The sequence below is a fragment of the Robinsoniella sp. RHS genome, from assembly GCF_001029355.1.
In the GTDB taxonomy this organism is placed as follows: Bacteria; Bacillota; Clostridia; order Lachnospirales; family Lachnospiraceae; genus Robinsoniella; species Robinsoniella peoriensis.
On sequence record NZ_JNGB01000039.1, the window covers coordinates 1 to 17,913 of the forward strand.

Annotated in this window: 17 protein-coding genes; 13 read left to right on the forward strand and 4 right to left on the reverse strand. The window is 41.4% G+C overall.

Features of this window, described 5'->3' with window-relative positions:
• From RHS_RS17050 to RHS_RS17070, 5 genes are all read left to right on the forward strand, one after another.
• Positions 1–366, forward strand: a 366-nt coding sequence (locus tag RHS_RS17050; RefSeq protein WP_047833854.1) for a DNA-directed RNA polymerase subunit alpha C-terminal domain-containing protein, incomplete at its 5' end; no start/stop codon positions are given.
• A 141-nt stretch (positions 367–507) separates the two neighbouring features.
• Positions 508–1,044, forward strand: a complete 537-nt coding sequence (locus RHS_RS17055; RefSeq protein ID WP_027296206.1) for a bL17 family ribosomal protein — start codon at positions 508–510, stop codon at positions 1,042–1,044.
• An 82-nt stretch (positions 1,045–1,126) separates the two neighbouring features.
• Entirely contained in the window at positions 1,127–2,146 is a 1,020-nt protein-coding gene (locus RHS_RS17060) for a LacI family DNA-binding transcriptional regulator (RefSeq protein WP_395022781.1), read from the forward strand.
• A gap of 303 nt (positions 2,147–2,449) precedes the next feature.
• A complete protein-coding gene (locus RHS_RS17065) occupies positions 2,450–4,390 on the forward strand; it encodes a PTS beta-glucoside transporter subunit IIBCA (RefSeq protein WP_047833856.1) in 1,941 nt (646 codons plus the stop codon).
• Between the two features lie 25 nt (positions 4,391–4,415).
• Entirely contained in the window at positions 4,416–5,876 is a 1,461-nt protein-coding gene (locus RHS_RS17070; protein ID WP_047833857.1) for a glycoside hydrolase family 32 protein, read from the forward strand.
• A 151-nt stretch (positions 5,877–6,027) separates the two neighbouring features.
• On the opposite strand, the gene RHS_RS17075 is transcribed toward RHS_RS17070, so the two are convergent.
• From RHS_RS17075 to RHS_RS17085, 3 genes are read right to left on the reverse strand one after another with little or no spacing between them, the layout of a single operon-like run.
• Positions 6,028–6,273, reverse strand: coding sequence for a hypothetical protein (locus RHS_RS17075; protein WP_047833858.1), 246 nt, complete (start codon positions 6,271–6,273; stop codon positions 6,028–6,030).
• A gap of 43 nt (positions 6,274–6,316) precedes the next feature.
• Positions 6,317–6,796, reverse strand: coding sequence for a hypothetical protein (locus tag RHS_RS17080; RefSeq protein ID WP_047833859.1), 480 nt, complete (start codon positions 6,794–6,796; stop codon positions 6,317–6,319).
• Positions 6,790–7,002 (reverse strand): helix-turn-helix transcriptional regulator, encoded by a 213-nt coding sequence (locus RHS_RS17085; protein WP_027296212.1) that lies wholly within the window; start codon positions 7,000–7,002, stop codon positions 6,790–6,792. Before RHS_RS17085 ends, RHS_RS17080 begins: the two co-directional genes overlap by 7 nt.
• 417 nt (positions 7,003–7,419) lie before the next feature.
• Between RHS_RS17085 and RHS_RS31260 the strand changes: the two genes are divergently transcribed.
• Together RHS_RS31260 and RHS_RS31265 are read left to right on the forward strand one after the other, a co-directional pair.
• Positions 7,420–8,766, forward strand: a complete 1,347-nt coding sequence (locus RHS_RS31260; RefSeq protein WP_395022768.1) for a C39 family peptidase — start codon at positions 7,420–7,422, stop codon at positions 8,764–8,766.
• An 80-nt stretch (positions 8,767–8,846) separates the two neighbouring features.
• Positions 8,847–9,929, forward strand: a complete 1,083-nt coding sequence (locus RHS_RS31265; RefSeq protein ID WP_138002392.1) for a C39 family peptidase — start codon at positions 8,847–8,849, stop codon at positions 9,927–9,929.
• A gap of 288 nt (positions 9,930–10,217) precedes the next feature.
• On the opposite strand, the gene RHS_RS17100 is transcribed toward RHS_RS31265, so the two are convergent.
• On the reverse strand, positions 10,218–11,495 hold the full coding sequence (locus RHS_RS17100) for a dihydroorotase (RefSeq protein ID WP_044293851.1): 1,278 nt from the start codon (positions 11,493–11,495) through the stop codon (positions 10,218–10,220).
• 292 nt (positions 11,496–11,787) lie between these two features.
• Here RHS_RS17100 and RHS_RS17105 point away from each other — a divergent pair, with 292 nt between their 5' ends.
• The 6 genes from RHS_RS17105 to aroD all read left to right on the forward strand — a co-directional run bounded on the left by RHS_RS17105 (position 11,788) and on the right by aroD (position 17,731).
• Positions 11,788–12,702 carry a hypothetical protein gene (locus RHS_RS17105; protein ID WP_047833860.1) on the forward strand — a complete coding sequence of 305 codons (915 nt, stop codon included), beginning with the start codon at positions 11,788–11,790 and terminating at the stop codon, positions 12,700–12,702.
• A 60-nt stretch (positions 12,703–12,762) separates the two neighbouring features.
• Entirely contained in the window at positions 12,763–13,725 is a 963-nt protein-coding gene (iolN, locus tag RHS_RS17110) for a 3-dehydro-scyllo-inosose hydrolase (protein ID WP_027296215.1), read from the forward strand.
• 162 nt (positions 13,726–13,887) lie between these two features.
• Positions 13,888–14,922, forward strand: coding sequence for a zinc-binding dehydrogenase (locus RHS_RS17115; protein WP_027296216.1), 1,035 nt, complete (start codon positions 13,888–13,890; stop codon positions 14,920–14,922).
• A gap of 79 nt (positions 14,923–15,001) precedes the next feature.
• Positions 15,002–16,045 carry a zinc-binding dehydrogenase gene (locus RHS_RS17120; RefSeq protein ID WP_027296217.1) on the forward strand — a complete coding sequence of 348 codons (1,044 nt, stop codon included), beginning with the start codon at positions 15,002–15,004 and terminating at the stop codon, positions 16,043–16,045.
• Positions 16,046–16,063: 18 nt separating this feature from the next.
• Positions 16,064–16,867 (forward strand): sugar phosphate isomerase/epimerase, encoded by an 804-nt coding sequence (locus tag RHS_RS17125; protein ID WP_047833861.1) that lies wholly within the window; start codon positions 16,064–16,066, stop codon positions 16,865–16,867.
• A gap of 96 nt (positions 16,868–16,963) precedes the next feature.
• Complete coding sequence (gene aroD, locus RHS_RS17130; protein ID WP_047833862.1) at positions 16,964–17,731, forward strand: type I 3-dehydroquinate dehydratase; 768 nt, start codon at positions 16,964–16,966, stop codon at positions 17,729–17,731.
• Positions 17,732–17,913 lie beyond the last annotated feature (182 nt).

The following is a 17,913-nucleotide window of genomic DNA, read 5'->3' on the forward strand; positions in this document are numbered from 1 at the left end:
ACATTAGACGTATATACGAACGGAACATTAGCTCCTGATGAAGCAGTCAGCCTTGCAGCGAAAGTCTTAAGTGAGCATTTAAGCTTATTCATTGACTTATCAGAAAATGCGAAATCCGCAGAAGTAATGATTGAAAAAGAAGACAATGAAAAAGAGAAAGTGTTAGAAATGAACATTGACGAATTAGAGCTGTCTGTTCGTTCTTACAACTGCTTAAAGAGAGCCGGTATCAATACCGTAGAAGAATTGTGTAACAGGACTTCGGAAGATATGATGAAGGTTCGTAACTTAGGACGTAAGTCTTTAGAAGAAGTATTAGGAAAATTGAAAGAACTTGGATTACAGTTGAACCCAAGCGACGAATAGTTGCTGGTGAATACTTCCCGAACTAGCTTCGGGAAGGTACCTGTGCCAGGCGATAATAATAAAACATTATGGACAAGAAAGCATTTATGAAGTAAGCCCGAAGAGCATTCTTAAATGTTCCACATATGGAGGAAATATAAAATGGCAGGTTATAGAAAACTTGGAAGAACTTCCAGTCAGAGAAAAGCATTGATCAGAAATCAGGTTACCGCTTTACTCCACAATGGTAAGATCGTTACAACAGAAACCAAAGCAAAAGAAATCCGCAAAGTTGCAGAAGGCTTAATTGCTATGGCTGTTAGAGAAAGAGACAACTTTGAAACTGTTACAGTTACTGCTAAAGTAGCTCGTAAAGACAAAGATGGCAAAAGAGTGAAAGAAGTTGTAGATGGTAAGAAAGTTACTGTTTATGATGAAGTTCAAAAAGAAATTAAAAAAGACAATGCTTCCAGACTTCATGCCAGAAGACAGATGTTAAAAGTACTTTATCCTGTAAAGGAAGTACCGAAGGAAGCAGCTGGTAAGAAAGCAAATGCAAAACAGGTTGATTTAGTAGATAAATTATTTACCGAAATCGCTCCTAAATATGCAGACCGTAACGGTGGTTATACAAGAATCGTAAAGATTGGCCTTCGTAAAGGTGATGCAGCTATGGAAGTTCTGTTAGAGCTTGTATAAGAGCAGTAGACTCCCGCTAGATTTTTAGCGGGAGCTTTTTTACAGTTGTTATGAAATCGATACCTCAAAATAAATAATTGTTATAAGGAAGGTAGAAAACATTATGAATATCAGCGAAATAGCGGAATTAGCAGGGGTTTCCAGAGCTACGGTTTCCAGGTATTTTAATAATGGCTACATAAGTGACGAGAAAAGGGAAAAGATCCGTGATGTAATAGAGAGGACTGGTTATGTACCATCGATGTCCGCTCAGGCTCTTCGTACCAAGAAGTCCAGGCTGATCGGTGTTATCGTGCCAAAGATCAGTTCTGAGTCAATCAGCAATATGGTAAATGGAATCAGCCAGATACTTACAAAAAACGGTTATCATATATTGCTTGGCAATACAGAAAACAATTTACAGAAGGAACTGGAATATATCAATGTCTTTCGTAACAACCATGTGGATGGTATTGTGTTCATTGCTACAGTATTTACGAGGAAGCATATTGAAGAATTAAAATCTCTGGATGCACCGGTTGTGATATTGGGACAGGAACTGGAAGGGTATTGCAGTGTCTTTCATGATGACTATCACGCAGCAAGGGATTTGACAGAGAGTATGATACAGGCAGGCTGCCGTAATATCGGTTATCTGGGAGTTACCGAAAAGGATCGTGCGGTAGGTGTGGATCGTAAAGAAGGCTTTTTGAATGCGCTTAAGGCGTCAGGCGGAGACGTGGATAGGAAAGCCATGCGTGTATGTGAGTTTAATGCAGAATCCGGCTACCGGCAGATGAGACAGCTCCTGGAAGAGAAGCCGGATCTGGATGGAGTGGTGTGCGTTACCGATAGTATTGCACTTGGCGCTATTGAATGTATTAGGGAAAAAGGGCTGCGCATACCGGAAGATATATCCGTCGTGGGCATGGGTGACAGCCAGTTTTCAAAAGTTATTACGCCAAAACTGACCACAGCCAGATATTTTTATGAGCAGAGCGGACAGGAAGCAGCCGAAATGCTGGTAAATCTTATTGATGCAAAAGAAACCCATGTAAAAAAGCTTAAACTGGGCTATGAAATTATTCAAAGGAATTCTGTAAGAAAAAAAGAAGATCAGTAATAAAGGAAATAATAAATATAGCAAGAAATAAACCTTAATAAAGATAAAAAATGCCGCATATTGGGATCTGCCAGTTGCGGTATCTTTTTTGGATGTCTGGTCTGCAGGCTATTAGTAAATTTATACAAAAACAATCCCTGAAATTTAGCGTAGTTTCATAATTTACAATTCGGAGAAAAGCGTGTAAAATACAATTAAAGAAATGGGATCGATACCATATTATATTTCTCATAATTATAAGGAATATTATATGGTAATAATTCAACATTATGTGAGATCGATAACATATGGAGGAGGAGAAAAATGGATTACAGAAAAGTGGCACGGGAGATTTATGAGCAGATCGGCGGCAAAGAGAATTTAATCTCAGCAGCCCATTGTGCAACAAGACTTCGTCTTGTTATATCCGATAATGGAAAAGCGGATAAGGAAAAGGTAGAAAATATAGACGGGGTGAAAGGAGTCTTTTTCGCCCAGGGGCAGATGCAGATTATCCTGGGTACGGGTGTGGTGAATAAAGTCTATGATGAATTTATTCAGATTGCAGATATCTCAGAAAGCAGTAAAGAAGAATTAAAGCAGGCGGCAGCATCAAAGGCGAATCCATTGCAGAGACTGATTAAAACTCTGGGTGATATCTTTGTTCCAATTATCCCGGCTATTGTAGCCAGCGGTTTTTTAATGGGAATCATGGAAGCTTTAAACTTTATGGTTGCCAATGGATTCCTGGATATTAATACTTCCGGTTCCATCTATGTCTTTGCAAAAATCTTCAGTAATACGGCATATACATTTTTACCGATTCTCATTGCATACAGTGCAGGTAAAGTATTTGGTGCCAATCCGTTTTTGTCCGCAGTAATCGGTATGATCATGATCCATCCGGATCTGCAGAATGCCTGGTCAGTGGCAACCGAAGGAGTGCAGGCTACACAGAGTGTCTGGTTTGGACTATACAGTGTAGATATGGTAGGATACCAGGGACATGTCATTCCTGTAATTATATCCGTATGGGTTCTTGCACAGATTGAAAAAAGGCTTCATAAAATTGTGCCTGCAATGTTTGATCTGTTTGTTACACCGTTAGTCAGCGTATTTGTCACCGGATATTTAACGCTTTCTATCATAGGTCCGGTTTTTGTAACTGTTGAAAATGGACTTTTAGATGGTGTCCAGTGGCTGATTGCCCTGCCACTTGGTATTGGCAGTTTTATCATGGGCGGCGCCTATGCTACAACCGTAGTTGCCGGGGTACATCACATGTATACCATCATAGATCTGGGACAGATTGCAAAATTTGGAATGACCTTCTGGCTGCCTCTTGCCTCGGCAGCAAATATGGCACAGGGTGGAGCAACACTGGCTGTGGCAATTAAGACAAAGGACCTGAAAATAAAAGCAATGGCCGTTCCGTCTGCATTAAGTGCATTTATGGGCATTACAGAGCCGGCGATCTTTGGTGTAAACCTTCGCTTTGTTAAGCCCTTTATCATGGCATCCATAGGGGGTGCATGCGGTGCCCTCTATGCATCTGTGGTTGGACTTGGAGCAACAGGGACAGGAGTAACCGGGATCTTTGGTATTCTGCTTTGTCTGAACCAGCCGGCACATTACCTGATCATGATGCTGATCTCAGCGGGTACGGCATTTGTACTTACGTGGCTATTTGGTTATAAGAATCAGGTTAAAGAAGTGGAAAGTGTAAATCAAATAAAAGTTAACAGAGAAAATCAAAAAGAAGTTAACAGTGAAAAAATAGAAGAGGGTGAGAAAATCCTACCGGAAGCAACTGACAATAAAACTGTTTTCAGTCCGTTGAAAGGTAACGTCATTCCCATATCCGAAGTAAAGGATGAAACATTTGCTTCGGAAATGTTGGGCAAAGGAGTTGGAATTTTGCCTTATGCAGATCGGGTGGTTGCACCTTTTGATGGAACAGTCACCACATTTTTTGAAACGAAACATGCCATAGGGCTTACCAATCAGGACGGTCTGGAAATTTTAATCCATGTTGGAATAGATACGGTGAATCTGAAAGGGGAACACTTTAAAGCATATACGAAAGAAGATGCAGCGGTGAAGAGGGGTGACCTGCTTCTGGAGTTCGACAAAAAATGTATCGAGGAAGCCGGATACGATACAACTACAATGGTGATTGTTACAAATACCGATGACTATGAAAGTGTAAATTGTAAAACCGGGCAGCCGGCAGAAGAACAGGATGTAATTATTGAGATTTGCTAATTTAAGATATCAGAGGAGCGGTATTATGAATGCGATGAACAGAGATTTGATGAAGCTTGTGGCGGAGAAGGAGCAGAATGCCTGGAAGAAATGGGATGAGGATCATTGGCGCCCTGGATTTCATCTGATGCCGGTAACCGGATGGCTGAATGATCCCAATGGCCTTTGTTTTTATAAAGGAGACTATCACGTTTTTTTTCAATATTCTCCCTTTGATGAAAATGGCGGAGTAAAGTTCTGGGGACATTATAAAAGTAAGAATCTGACGGAGTGGAAGTATCTGGGAGCCGCCCTCTATGCAGATCAGCCTTATGACTGTCATGGAGTCTATTCAGGATCGGCATATATAGAAGATGATACGATGTATTTGTACTATACCGGCAACGTGAAACATTTAGGCGATTATGACTATGTAAATAATGGAAGAGAATCCAATACTGTGCTGGCAGTCAGTAAAGATGGATTGCACTTTGAAAATAAGAACTGTATTATGACAAATAAGAACTATCCACCCGATTGTACCTGCCATGTAAGGGATCCGAAAGTCTGGCGTGAGCATGATCGTTATTATATGGTACAGGGAGCCAGAAGGCAGGGATCTGCGCCGGGAAACGATTTTGGGGAAGTACTGGTCTTTGAATCAGTAGATAAAGTAAACTGGCAGATACGGGATCGGATAACCAGTGAGTTACCATTTGGATATATGTGGGAATGCCCCGATTATTTTCCATTGGATGGGATGAATATTCTTGCTGTCTGCCCTCAGGGTGTAGAGTCGGAGGGAATCAGGTACCAGAATCTTTATCAATGCGGTTATTTTGCGGCAGATAAAAAGATCACGTCACGGTGCAGGCTGGGAGGTTTTACGGAGCTGGACTTTGGCTTTGATTTTTACGCGCCCCAGACATTTCAGGATGAAAAAGGGCGGCGGGTTATGATCGGCTGGGCAGGTATGCCGGATGCAGATTATGAAAATCCTACGGCACAGAAAGAAAACTGGCAGCACTGTCTGAGTGTACCACGGGTACTGGAATGGAAAAACGGACAGATTTACCAACGGCCTGCAGAGGAACTGCAAATGCTCCGTCAGGAAAAAATAACGGGAGAAATAGCAGGCAGTTATGTGAAAAAAGATCTATCAATGTATGAATTGGAGCTTTTTGTAACTGGGGGTTTTGAAATACGGATTGCAGAAGATCTGTCCATCAGCTATGATCCGGTCAGCAGGAAGGTAGTTCTAAGTTTACATGGCAGACTGGCTGCCGGGAGAACCTTAAGAGCAGTGCTTGTGGATAAAATGGAAAAGATACACTTACTTGTGGATAACTCAATACTGGAGATCTTTATAAATGAAGGTGAAAAAGTAATGACTACGAGATTTTATCCCAATGAAAGAGTGCATGAAATGATGATAAAAGCAGACAATGGAAAATTCAATTTATGGAGGCTGAATAAAATGGAATTCCAGAAGGGCTCCATATATTGATAGATATTGACACAATTGAAATGAAAATTTTTAAGCAGTCGAAAAAGATAATATAGTAAATGGAGTATAATCAAGGTATACGAACGGCAATAATCCTTCGTATACCTTTTTGGATAGAATGCTTCCGCATATACAGCTGCCTTTACCCAATTCAAAGAGACCTGCGCAGCAGTACCTTTGACAATGATTTTTTCCAAGACTTAATCCTGCAGACGGTACGTGGGGAAATAATCAGAAAAAAGGCTGCTGTGAGAATAAGTCCCGTACCTAAGCCTGAGATAAAGTGGGAAAGTTCTTCCGGAAAAAATGTGAAATTTACCATACGTATCAGATTAGAGGTGAGAATAAACATAGATCCGATATTGAGTAATTTTATTTTTGGGTTTTCATTCATCATTTCAATCACCTGCCTATTATACTTTTACAGTTAAAAATGACTGTTAATATTTATGCTGGTAATAAAACTTCGTTATTGCAAGCAGAAGCATGAATGCCATGGCTGTACAGAGCAGTGTTTTAAAGATAACCAGGTTAAAGAAACTGGAAATTAACATCGCCAGATATATCAGTATAAGAAGTATAAGCAACGCTGAGTGGACTGCTTTCTGGGCAATTGCCTGGTTGCGTTCATCCTGTTCTTTCAGCCTTGCAGTATGAACTTTTTTCTTATCCGTTAAGGTAAACCGGATTTTGACGATTAACAGGATTCCGCCCAAAATCAACCCGGTGCCCATACCGCAGTACAGTCCTTTAGAATAGTCAGAAAGATAAGCATGATTTCCCGATGAGAAATAGAGTGAGCATAGAATCGTTATTATGCCAAGGGCGATCATAATAAAAAAGTAGGCAGTACGTTTTTTCAGGATGTTGATAAATTCCTGATCATTTGCAGCAGTAGGTGCTAAGGTTTTCATTAACATATATTTTCCTCCTCCAGATCAAAAATAAAAATATCTTCAATAGTTAATTGAAAGTACTGGGCAATCTTGTGAGCCAGAACCAAAGATGATTTGTATTTCCCATTTTCCAGGGAAATTATGGTCTGACGTGTGACATCCACCGCATCAGCCAGTTCGCTTTGTGTGATTCGTCTTTCTTTTCTAAGTATCTGAATCCGATTTTGCAACCATCCACTTCCTTTCCGAGCAATTTATAATTATACTCCGCTGTATTTAGATTTGTATTTGTAGATAGCAGATCCAATTCTATGCTTAAATGTATAGTTAACTTTACAATTAAAGTATAGTGCGCTTTACATTAAATGTCAAGTGTATTTTACTTTTTGGATTATTATTTCTAAGTTTACCGTGTGTGTTGGGTTTCGGTGAGAAAGGGAAGCAGTGTGCGGGCAATCATCCCCACTTACCCGTCACCCAGACACTTGTTTTGCAAATTCGGTTAAATACGACTAAATTCTGCATGCAGGGGCATAAATAAAGGAAAAGGTATGATAGAAAAAGAATATTTCGGGAATAGTGGCTTGCAAAAACACGGAAGGCATTATAAAATAGAGAGATGTAAATGAGAATAGGAGAATCTGCCGATGAAGAAGAAATGGGCTGCCTGCGCAGTGATCCTGGTAGTGATGGCTGTAAGTTTTCCCATCAGTGCCAAATCTCTGGGAGAGAATAAGCAGGATAGTACGGACCAGATTCTAAATGGCCTTAAAGACAAGGCAAAAGACAATCTGGACTGGCTGGACCTAAACCAGTGGATGAAACAAAACTCAGAAGATAATGAACTGCAGACAGAATCTCTGACAGAGACACAGACAGAGACACAGACAGAGGCACAGACAGAGACACAGACAAAGACACAGATACAGACAGAAAATCAGATACAGACAAAAAAACAGACAGACGAGAAACCTAGTGAAGAAAACGAAGTACAAAAGATAAAAGCCAGTGATATACCTCCATTGGATCTGAACAGACATTTAATAAAAAATGAAGTGACAGAAGATTATTATGTAGATATCAAAGGGAGACGTGCAAAAAATATGTGGGTACTGCAGGGAGATGAAGAAGTCTTTCTGGGAGCAGACGGAAACGCGATAAAAGAGTTGTCCGAAGGCTGGTACGAGATAGATAAAAAGTGGTATTATTACACGGATGAGGGCATTTTGAAGACCGGCTGGTTTACGGTGGACGGAAAAAAATACTATGTGAATAAAACTACACAGCAGAGGCTTAGCGGCTGGTATGTTATAGATGATAAGACATATTATTTTGATCCTGAAACGGGGGTAATGGCAATGAATCAGTGGGTTGGTGAAAAATATGTGGGTCCGGAAGGGACGGTTACTAAAAAATTGCCGTCAAGTGCTTCGATAACGATGAAGAATATTCTTCAAAAACCGGAGCTTCCTACGGGATGTGAATCCGTGGCATTGGCAATGGTTTTAAAATTTTACGATTTTCCGGTGAAGAAAACAACGATTGCGGACCAGTACCTGGATTATAGTTCTGACAATTTTGTTTCTTCTTTTGTCGGTAATCCAAGATCAGGAAACGGTGCGGGATGCTATGCGCCGGCAATTACAAAGGCGGCGAATAAGTACCTGGAGGAAAAGGAATCTGAGCTGCGGGCGGAAGATATATCGGGAACCCCATTGGAAGAACTCTATCCGTATATTGAGTCAGGCCAGCCGGTACTGGTATGGAATACCATGTATATGCAGCAGCCTGAATTCACTGGTGCCACGTATACGGAAAATGGAAAGACCTACCGATGGTACAGGAAAGAGCATTGTGTGGTTCTGTGCGGTTATGATAAAGAGAAGGGAACCGTTACCGTAAATGATCCGTTAGAAGGTATCATAGAACGTAATGCCGAGGACTTCGAAGCGATATATGATCTGACCGGTCAGATGGCGGTTTTGATACAATAACAATACTGTAATTGCACTTATAATTGAGTCAAAAGGAAGATACAATGAGAGAAAGATAAATAGAATAGGGGAAGATACAAATGAAAAAGAAACCGGCAATGATTACGCTGCTGATACTGTTCCTGTTATTATGCCTGCCGGTCACGGCAGATGCGAGATGGAAGAAGACATCTCAGGGAACGTACCGCTACTATGATGCAAACGGTAAATTGTTGAAAAACCGCTGGATTGGGAATTATTATGTGGATAAAAAAGGAAATCGTGTCACGGACCAGTGGATTGGCAAAGGAAGCAAACTGTACTTTGTTGGACGGGATGGAAAGTGGATTCCAAACTTTAAGGGTGGATGGCAGCAGATTAAAGGGAAGTGGTATTATTATAAAAAATCAGGTGTTACCAAAAAAGGCTGGTTTACGGTAAAAGGAAATACGTATTATGCAAATAAGAAAACCGGTGTTCGCTATACAGGATGGCATACTATTAGCGGAAAGAAATATTATTTTAATACCAAAACCGGCATTATGGCAGCGAAGAAGTGGGTTGGAGACAGCTATGTTAATGCAAAGGGAATTGTGACAAAGACCAGGGCTTCCTCTTATGAGCTAAGTATGGATGCAATCCTGCAAAATCCGGAGCTTCCTACCGGATGTGAATCCGTTGCGCTGACAAACGTATTAAACTATTATAAATTTCCACTGAAAAAGACGACCATTGCGGACAATTATCTGGAATACAGTTCCTATAATTTTGTCTCAGCGTATATTGGAAATCCAAGATCCTGGGATGGGGCAGGGTGTTATGCGCCCGCCATTACCAATGCAGCAAATAAATTTCTAAGAGAGAAGCGTTCGGGACTGACTGCTACAGACCTGACGGGAACTTCATTTACAAAGCTGTACAAATATGTAGAAGCAGGTAATCCCGTAATTGTGTGGAACACCATGTATATGATGCAGCCGGTATATACTGATTTGACATATTATGAAAATGGCAGGACTTACCGATGGTATGGCAGGGAACATTGTGTTGTATTATGTGGATATGATAAAGAAAAAGGAACAGTTTTAATTAATGATCCTTTAGATGGAATTGTAGTCAGAAATGCGGAGGATTTTGAAAGTCTGTACAATCAGATGGGTAAAATGGCGGTTCTGATACGATAAAAAAGTGGCATAAGCTAGTTAAAAGCAAGTTTCAAACATGCTTTAGACTGGCTTATGCCTCTTTTTTGAGGGCAGGACAACCCTCTGACTGTTTTCTTCTCTGTTTACTTGCGGAGGTAAATAGAGAGAATAGCAGTTATTAAAAGAACAGAGGTTTATGTATTAAATACCCAAAGCTTTCGCTTGAGTATTTATCGGTATCCTCTACCGATGAACTTATTATATCCGAATTTAATATATAAGTCTAATTGAAAAATATAGGTAAATCCATAGATAAAAACTATGATACTACAAATCGCTATAGACAATCCTTCCGTCACAAATGGTGTGTCTTACCTTTCCTTTTACATCCCATCCATGGAATGGTGTATTTCGTCCTTTTGAGACAAAAGTATTTTTATCAATCTTATAAGCGTGGGAAGGATCAATGATGACGATATCCGCAGTCTTCCCTTTCTGCAGGCTGCCTTTATCGATTCCAAGGATACGTGCAGGGGCGGTACTCATGCGTTCGGCCATCATCATGGGAGTAAGATAACCCGGTTCAACCAGTCGGGTGATTGTCAGGGCAACGGCTGTCTCCAGACCCACGATACCAAAAGCAGCTTTACGCCAGTCCTTGTCCTTTTCATGTGCAGCGTGGGGAGCATGGTCTGTGGAAATGGTATCAATCGTTCCATCAGCCAGTCCTTTAATTAATGCGTTCACATCTTCTTTGGAACGAAGGGGAGGAGCCATTTTATAGTTGGTATCATCAGGGGGAATGTCCCCGCTGGTCAATGTAAAATGATGGGGGCAAACTTCAGCTGTTACGTTGATGCCTCTATCTTTTCCCTGGCGAACAAGGTCAACGGAACCTTTTGTAGAACAGTGGCAGATATGAAGTCGGGCTCCGGTTTCAGCAGCAAGCTGAATATCGCGTTCTATAATGCGGTCTTCCACTTCATTGGGGATTCCCGGAAGGCCGTATTTTCTGGATGTCTCACATTCATTCATAACCCCTTTACCTTTCAGGTCAGCATCTTCACAATGATCCAGAACAGGAAGATTGAACTTGGCAGCAGTTCGTAAGCCCTCCTGATACAGTGCTGCATCCATGACGGTTTTTCCATCTTCACTCAGTGCTGCCGCACCGCATGCAGCCATTGAAGCAATGTCTGCTAATTCTTCACCCTGCATTCCCTTTGTAACGGCACCAGCCTGGAGGACATGAATAGGAGAAAGTCTTGCGGCTTTTTCATATATGGAAGAGATCTTTTCGCCGCTGTCAATGACGGGAAGTGTATTTGCCATTGCAACAATTGTTGTAAAACCTCCTTTGGCAGCAGCCATAGAACCCGTTTCAATATTCTCTTTATATTCCAGTCCGGGATCCCGTAAATGGACATGCAGGTCAATCAGTCCAGGCATGACAAAACACCCGCTTGCATCTAAGATTTCATCTGAGTCCTCGCAAATATTCTCAGCTACCTTAAGGATTTTATCATCTTCAACTAAAATATCAGCTATCTCATCTTTTTTACTGGAGGGATCAATCACTCGTCCATTTTTTATTAATAAGCGCATAAAGGCTCCTTTCAAGATTGCGCCCTGTTTCCATATGGAGCAGGGTTGTTGTTTCTGGTTTTTATTATCGTATCATAGAAAATAATGAAATGTAAAGGGGGAAAAGGAATTAGGGTAACTTGCAAATGATACATAGATAAAAACTATGAATTTGCAGATATTTTTCAATTGGACTTATGGATTGACTGGCAGTATAATGACATCATCAGATAGGGAATAAAGAAGTGGAATTGAGAGTCAGCAGGAAATAAATAGGTAAATTTCCAAATGACAGTAAGAGAGGAAGAGACGGATGGGATTTCCAGAAAAAGTAACACTGTGCGAAGTTGTCACCAGAGACGGATTTCAAACAGCTCCTAAGATATATTCGGTGGAGGAAAAGGTGAAAATTATTGAAGCTGTAGTGGATGCAGGTGTGAAATGCGTGGAAGTAGGTGCATTTTCAACGTATGAGACGATGTACAAAATGAAAGATACAGATAAGGTATTTCAACAGCTTCATAAAAAACAAGGTGTAGAATACAGAGCGTTGGTTTATCTGCCGGATGATGTAAAAAGGGCGGCAGACTGTGGATGCAGAAAGATTAAACTGAATGTCTCTGCAAGTACAAAGCATAACCAGGATGGAGCAGGACGTTCACCTCTTGAATCCATGAGGAGCTTTGCAAAATCAGGAGATATTGCAAGAGACCATCAGATGGGATTTGCAGGATCTATTTCGCTGCCATTTGCATCCCAGTGGGAAGGAGAAATACCACTTGATTTTATTATAGAGATTGTAAAGGCATTCGAAGATGCCGGAGCTGCTCAGGTATCACTCTCCGATTCAGCAGGACTAGGGAATCCGGAACTGGTTTACCGCAGAGTGATGGAGCTGAGAGAGGCATTTCCGAAAATGGACTGGATGCTTCACATGCATAATACCAGAGGGATGGGACTTGCGAATATGGTGGCAGCTATGGCGGCAGGGATTGACAAAATTGACACTTCGCTGGCTGGTTTGGGCGGATGTCCGTACATAAAAGGAGCTACCGGAAATATTTCAACGGAAGATGCCCTGTTTATGCTAAACGGCATGGGGGTGGAAACCGGGATTGACTTCCATAAAATTATGGATGCAGGGAAATATGTAACCGACCTGGTGGAAAACAGAGGAACAGACAGCTACCAGCAGCGTTTGCGGGCATTGGCAGAGTCCGTATCTTAAATATGAAAATAGTGGATAAGCCATTATATATAAGAACACACAATTAAAGGAGGAAATATTATGTCAGATTGGAGTTTTCCAAACAAAGGTTATATGGAGTCGGCAGACAAGATGTATTATCAGACAATGAACAAAAGGGATGTAGAGGAAAGATTGGAGAAGGATGATATTGTAATTATCCCGGTTGGCTCTACAGAGAATCATGGTAATTCCGGACCCATCGGCGAAGATACATTTATCGTAAGCCGTATTGCAGAAATGGTAGCAAAAAAGACTGGATGTACAGTTGCTGAACCGGTATGGTATGGTTCCCATCCATTTCACCATATTGGACAGCCGTGCACTATCCCGCTTCCGGATGATATTTTTATTGCACAGTTAAGGGCGATTATCACCGGATTTTGGAATACCGGATTTCGGAAACAGATTTTCATTAGTATGCACGGGCAGGAATATTCTCTTCCGGTAGCATTACAGGAATGGGGCAAAAAATATCAGGTTCCGGCAATGCTGTATTTTGTGGATCTGCCGCGTGTTATGGGGCAGACATTGATGGATAAGGAACACGGAGGACCCTATAACCGTCCGTTCCAGCATGCATGTGAAGCAGAGCAGAGTATTTCACTTGCACTCTTCCCGGAACTTTGTAATATGGAGGATGCAGAAGATACCGATGTACATGGTATTTTACCGGCAGGACACGTAGACCGGGGCGGAGATATTTATGGAAATCCAATCCCCGGACACTGTGTGGTTGGTAATGCAGGTATTGAGTGTGTAACAGCTCCCCAGGGGGTATTAGGCCATGCAACGGAAGCAGATCCCGAAAAAGCAAAAGCATCTATCAATAAAGTCTGTGATTATCTGGTAAAATTACATGATGATATTTTAACAGCGTGCCCTCCGGGTGTTTTGCCGCCTGCTTCTTATATGAGCCAGAGAGATCCGGAAGAAATCGAGAAATTATTAAAGGGGCCTACACATGGAGGAAAGCATATCTATACACTGGCCTGGCCAACGTAAGAGGATGCCGGCATATCCACCCTGCAAACTGGACCGCACTTCTTAACATAAGCATTTCTCAGGGATGTGCCAGAACCTGTTTGAAGAATCATCAAACACGTCTGGTAAGCCGGTTTACGGGACAAAGAAAATAATGAATAGAAAGGAAGCCACGTAAAAACGATGAAAGCATTAGTATATAAAGGACCGGGGATATTGGAACTGGAAGAACGTCCTGTTCCTGTTCCCGGCAAAGGAGAAGTTTTAATAAAAATCAAAAAGGTTTCTATATGCGGTTCTGATCTGGGGGCATACCGTGTTGCTTCAGACCGGTTTCGGGCACCTCTTGTATTGGGCCATGAATTTTCCGGAGATATAGAAGAACTTGGAGAAGGTGTAACAAATCTAACCAAAGCGCAGAGAGTAACGGTAAATCCAATGGTGTTGTGCAATGACTGCTTCTTTTGTGAAAGAGGAGAAGGAAATCTCTGTGGTAATCGAAAGAGTATGGGGACTGCAATTGGCGGGATCCAGACACATGGAGCAATGGAAGAGTATGTAGCAGTACCGGAGTGGATGGTTGTTCCTATTGCAGATAATGTATCCTATGAAGCAGCAGCAATGCTGGAACCATGCGGCGTAACACTTGCCTGTGCGAAAAAAGGATTTACAGAGGATGAAAAAAATACAGTAGTAATAGGGGCAGGCCCCATTGGTTTACTTATAGTAAAATTTCTAAAAGCATTGGGTGTTCCAAATGTAATTGTCTCTGACATTTTAGATACACGTTTGGAGAAAGCAAAAGAATGTGGTGCAAACCAGATTATTAATGCTGGTAATCAAAATGTGGAAGAAATGGTGAAGAAATATACCGATGGATATGGTGCGGACAGAGTTATTATTGCAGCAGGTGTCGGTGCATCTATTAATCAGTCATTCCAACTGGTACGAAATGGGGGAACAATTGTGCTGGTGGCGCTGATGCATGAGCATGTAGAAATTGATCCCATGGAAATTGTAGGCAGAGGATTAAAATTCCTTGGCAGCTATATGTTTACAACAGAAATGGCAGAAGCAGCTCAGATGCTGGCAGATAAGAAGCTGGAGGTAGAAGATCTGATTACATCCTGCTATGATCTGGCAGATGGGAAAAAAGCATTTGATGTTTTAAATGATCCGCACAATACGGAGATTAAGGTTCAGATTTCAATTTCTTAAAATAGTAGGTATGCGGTGTCTGTTTAAAAGTACTGACAGATACTGCATATGGGGAATAGCAAAAAGGAGAGGGTTCATTATGAAAGCATATGTATATACTGCACCATTTACCATAGAAGAACAGGAAAGACCGATTCCGGTGCCGGATAAAAACCAGGTTCGAATAAAAGTCAAAGCAGTGTCTATCTGCGGATCAGATACAGGGGGTTTTAAAGGGACGTCTGCGATGAGGCAGGCGCCGTTAGTAATGGGGCATGAATTCTCAGGAGTTGTGGATGCTTATGGGGAAGGCGTGGAGCATCCTGCCATAGCGTTAGGCGGCAGGGTAGTGGTTTATCCAAATATTCCATGTGGAGAATGTCCGGATTGTAAGGCTGGGCTGCCAAATCTGTGTGAAAATCGTTTTATTCCAGGAACTACAATGCCTGCTGGCAGTTATGACGGAGCCATGGCAGAGTATGTAGTGGTTCCGGCAGATAAATTAATCGAACTTCCGGATAAGATTAGTTTCGAGGAGGGTTCCATGTTTGAACCAACTTCTGTTGCACTCCGCGGTGCGAAAATGCTGAAAGATGTTAAAGGGAAGACGGTAACTGTTTTTGGAGCCGGTCCCATCGGACTGTTGTGTGTAGAGTGCCTTAAATATCTGGGAGCCAGTGAGATTATTTCCATAGATATTAACAGCGAAAGACTGGAAGTAGCCAGAGAATGCGGCGCTTCCCATACCATTAATTCCATGGAAGAAGATCCGGTAGCAAAAGTGATGGAGCTCACCGGGGGCAATGGAGCGTATGCAGGCATGGATGCGGTGGGTATAGCTGTCAGTCTAAATACCAGTATGAAGATGGTAAGAAATGGCGGAGAAGTATCCATGGTTGGAATGGGTGTTGAAAGAATGGATGGATTTGAGTATAAGTACGCAGTTGCCCATGAAATGAAATTATATGGCAGCTATTGCTATGTAGACGAACTCTATGAAATCGTAGATTTGCTGATGGAAAATAAGATTAATCTGAAAGCGTTAATTACATCAGAAGTTCCCATGAGTGAAGTGCAAAATAAAATGATGGAACTTACAAGCGGTAAATCAAAAGATGTAAAAGTTATTTTGAAAAATGATTGAGAGCCTTGAGGTGAAACCATGAAAATGAGAATCAGCCATTTTGGATTTACAGAAGAAGCAGATAAAATAGCAAAAGCCGGTTATGATGCAATCGAATTACATATCAAAGAAATTATGTCCTTTGATGATGCTGAATTTGAAACGGCAAAGAAAAGAATAAAGGACAGCGGACTGGCTAGTGAAGTTTTTGATAATCCGCTTCCACTGGATGTGGTAATTGCAGAGGATACCTTTGACTTTCAATATTATAATGAGTATCTAAAGAAAGCTGTATTTAGGACGTCTCAAATGGGGGCTCGTTACTTTGTATATGGAAACGGCCGTACCAGAAGTCTTCCGGAAGGTGAAAAAAGAAAAGAAGCAGTGAAAAAAAACCGGGAATTACTGAGAAATCTGTGTGATACTGCAGCAAAAGAGAACATTACGATTATGTTAGAGCCGTTGCATAGTTCTATTTGTAATTCAGTGGTAAGCATACCGGAAGCATTTGCATATGCAAAGGAGCTGGGGTGCCCGAATTTAAAAACATTACTGGATTTTCGCTGGTTTGCAGCCGGCGGACATCCATATTCCATTATAGAAGAATATGCGGACTTCATAAAGCACGTGCATGTGGATAATCCCATTCATGCATTTCCGGAGAGAAGAGTTCCAATGATGGAAGATGGATTTGATTATAGTCTCTTATTCGAGACATTAAAAAAGATATGCTACAAGGGTTTGATTTCCTATGAGGCTAACACATTTGACAATTATGAAAAGGATTTGAAAAAAGGATTAGAATTGTTAGAAAGCTTTGGGATTTACACTTACGGCAGATAAAAAGAATAGCAGGAGGAAGTTTGAAAGGAAAGCACTTTCAAACTACTTATTAAGGCAGTATCGCAGGCAGGCCTGCGATATGCAGGAGGTATAAGTATGAGTAGAGTATTGGACGTTAGAGGTATGAAGCTGGGGGCAGGAATTCCTAAAATATGTGTCCCGTTAACAGGTAGAGATGTGAAGACGCTGCTGGAAGAAATTTATTTGGCAAAGGCCGCAAGTGCGGATATGGTCGAGTGGAGAGTAGATTATTTTGATGCTTCCGAAGATCTGGAGAAAGTAAAAGAGGCATTGCGGGAAATACGTCTTTCCCTTGGAGACATTCCACTGCTGTTTACATTCCGCACGGCAGAAGAGGGCGGGGAAAAAGCAATTTCACCGGAGAATTATGAGAAATTGAACAAAGAAGCAGCAGCCGCCAACGAGATAGATTTTGTGGATGTGGAACTATTCAGGGGTGAGGAGATCTGTAAAAATGTGATTGAATCTGCTCATCAAAGTAATACAAAAGTAATTGTTTCCAGTCATGAGTTCCAAAGTACTCCGGATCAGGATACGATCCTGGAACGCCTAAAAAAAATGAGAGCAATTGGTGCGGATGTCCCTAAAATAGCCGTTATGCCAAATACATCTGCGGATGTTATTACTCTGCTCGCTGCAACAGATGATTATATACAGAAATATGCAGACTGTCCGGTTATTACAATGTCTATGAAGTGGATGGGATCAGTCAGCAGAATTGCAGGAGAGTTCTTTGGTTCAGCATTGACGTTTGGTTCGGCCAGGCGGGCGTCGGCGCCGGGGCAGCTTGCAGTGGATGAGCTGAGAACCGTTTTGAAGATTTTACATGGTTCTAATATTTAAGTTATTATATACCGGAACAGGAAGGATAAACATCCTCCTGCTCCGGTTATTTTCTGTTCATAAAGCAGCTAATCCGATTCTCAGCATAATTTCTGTTCATAAAGCAGCTAATCCGATTCTCAGCATAATTTCTGTTCATAAAGCAGCTAATCCGATTCTCAGCATAATTTCTGTTCATAAAG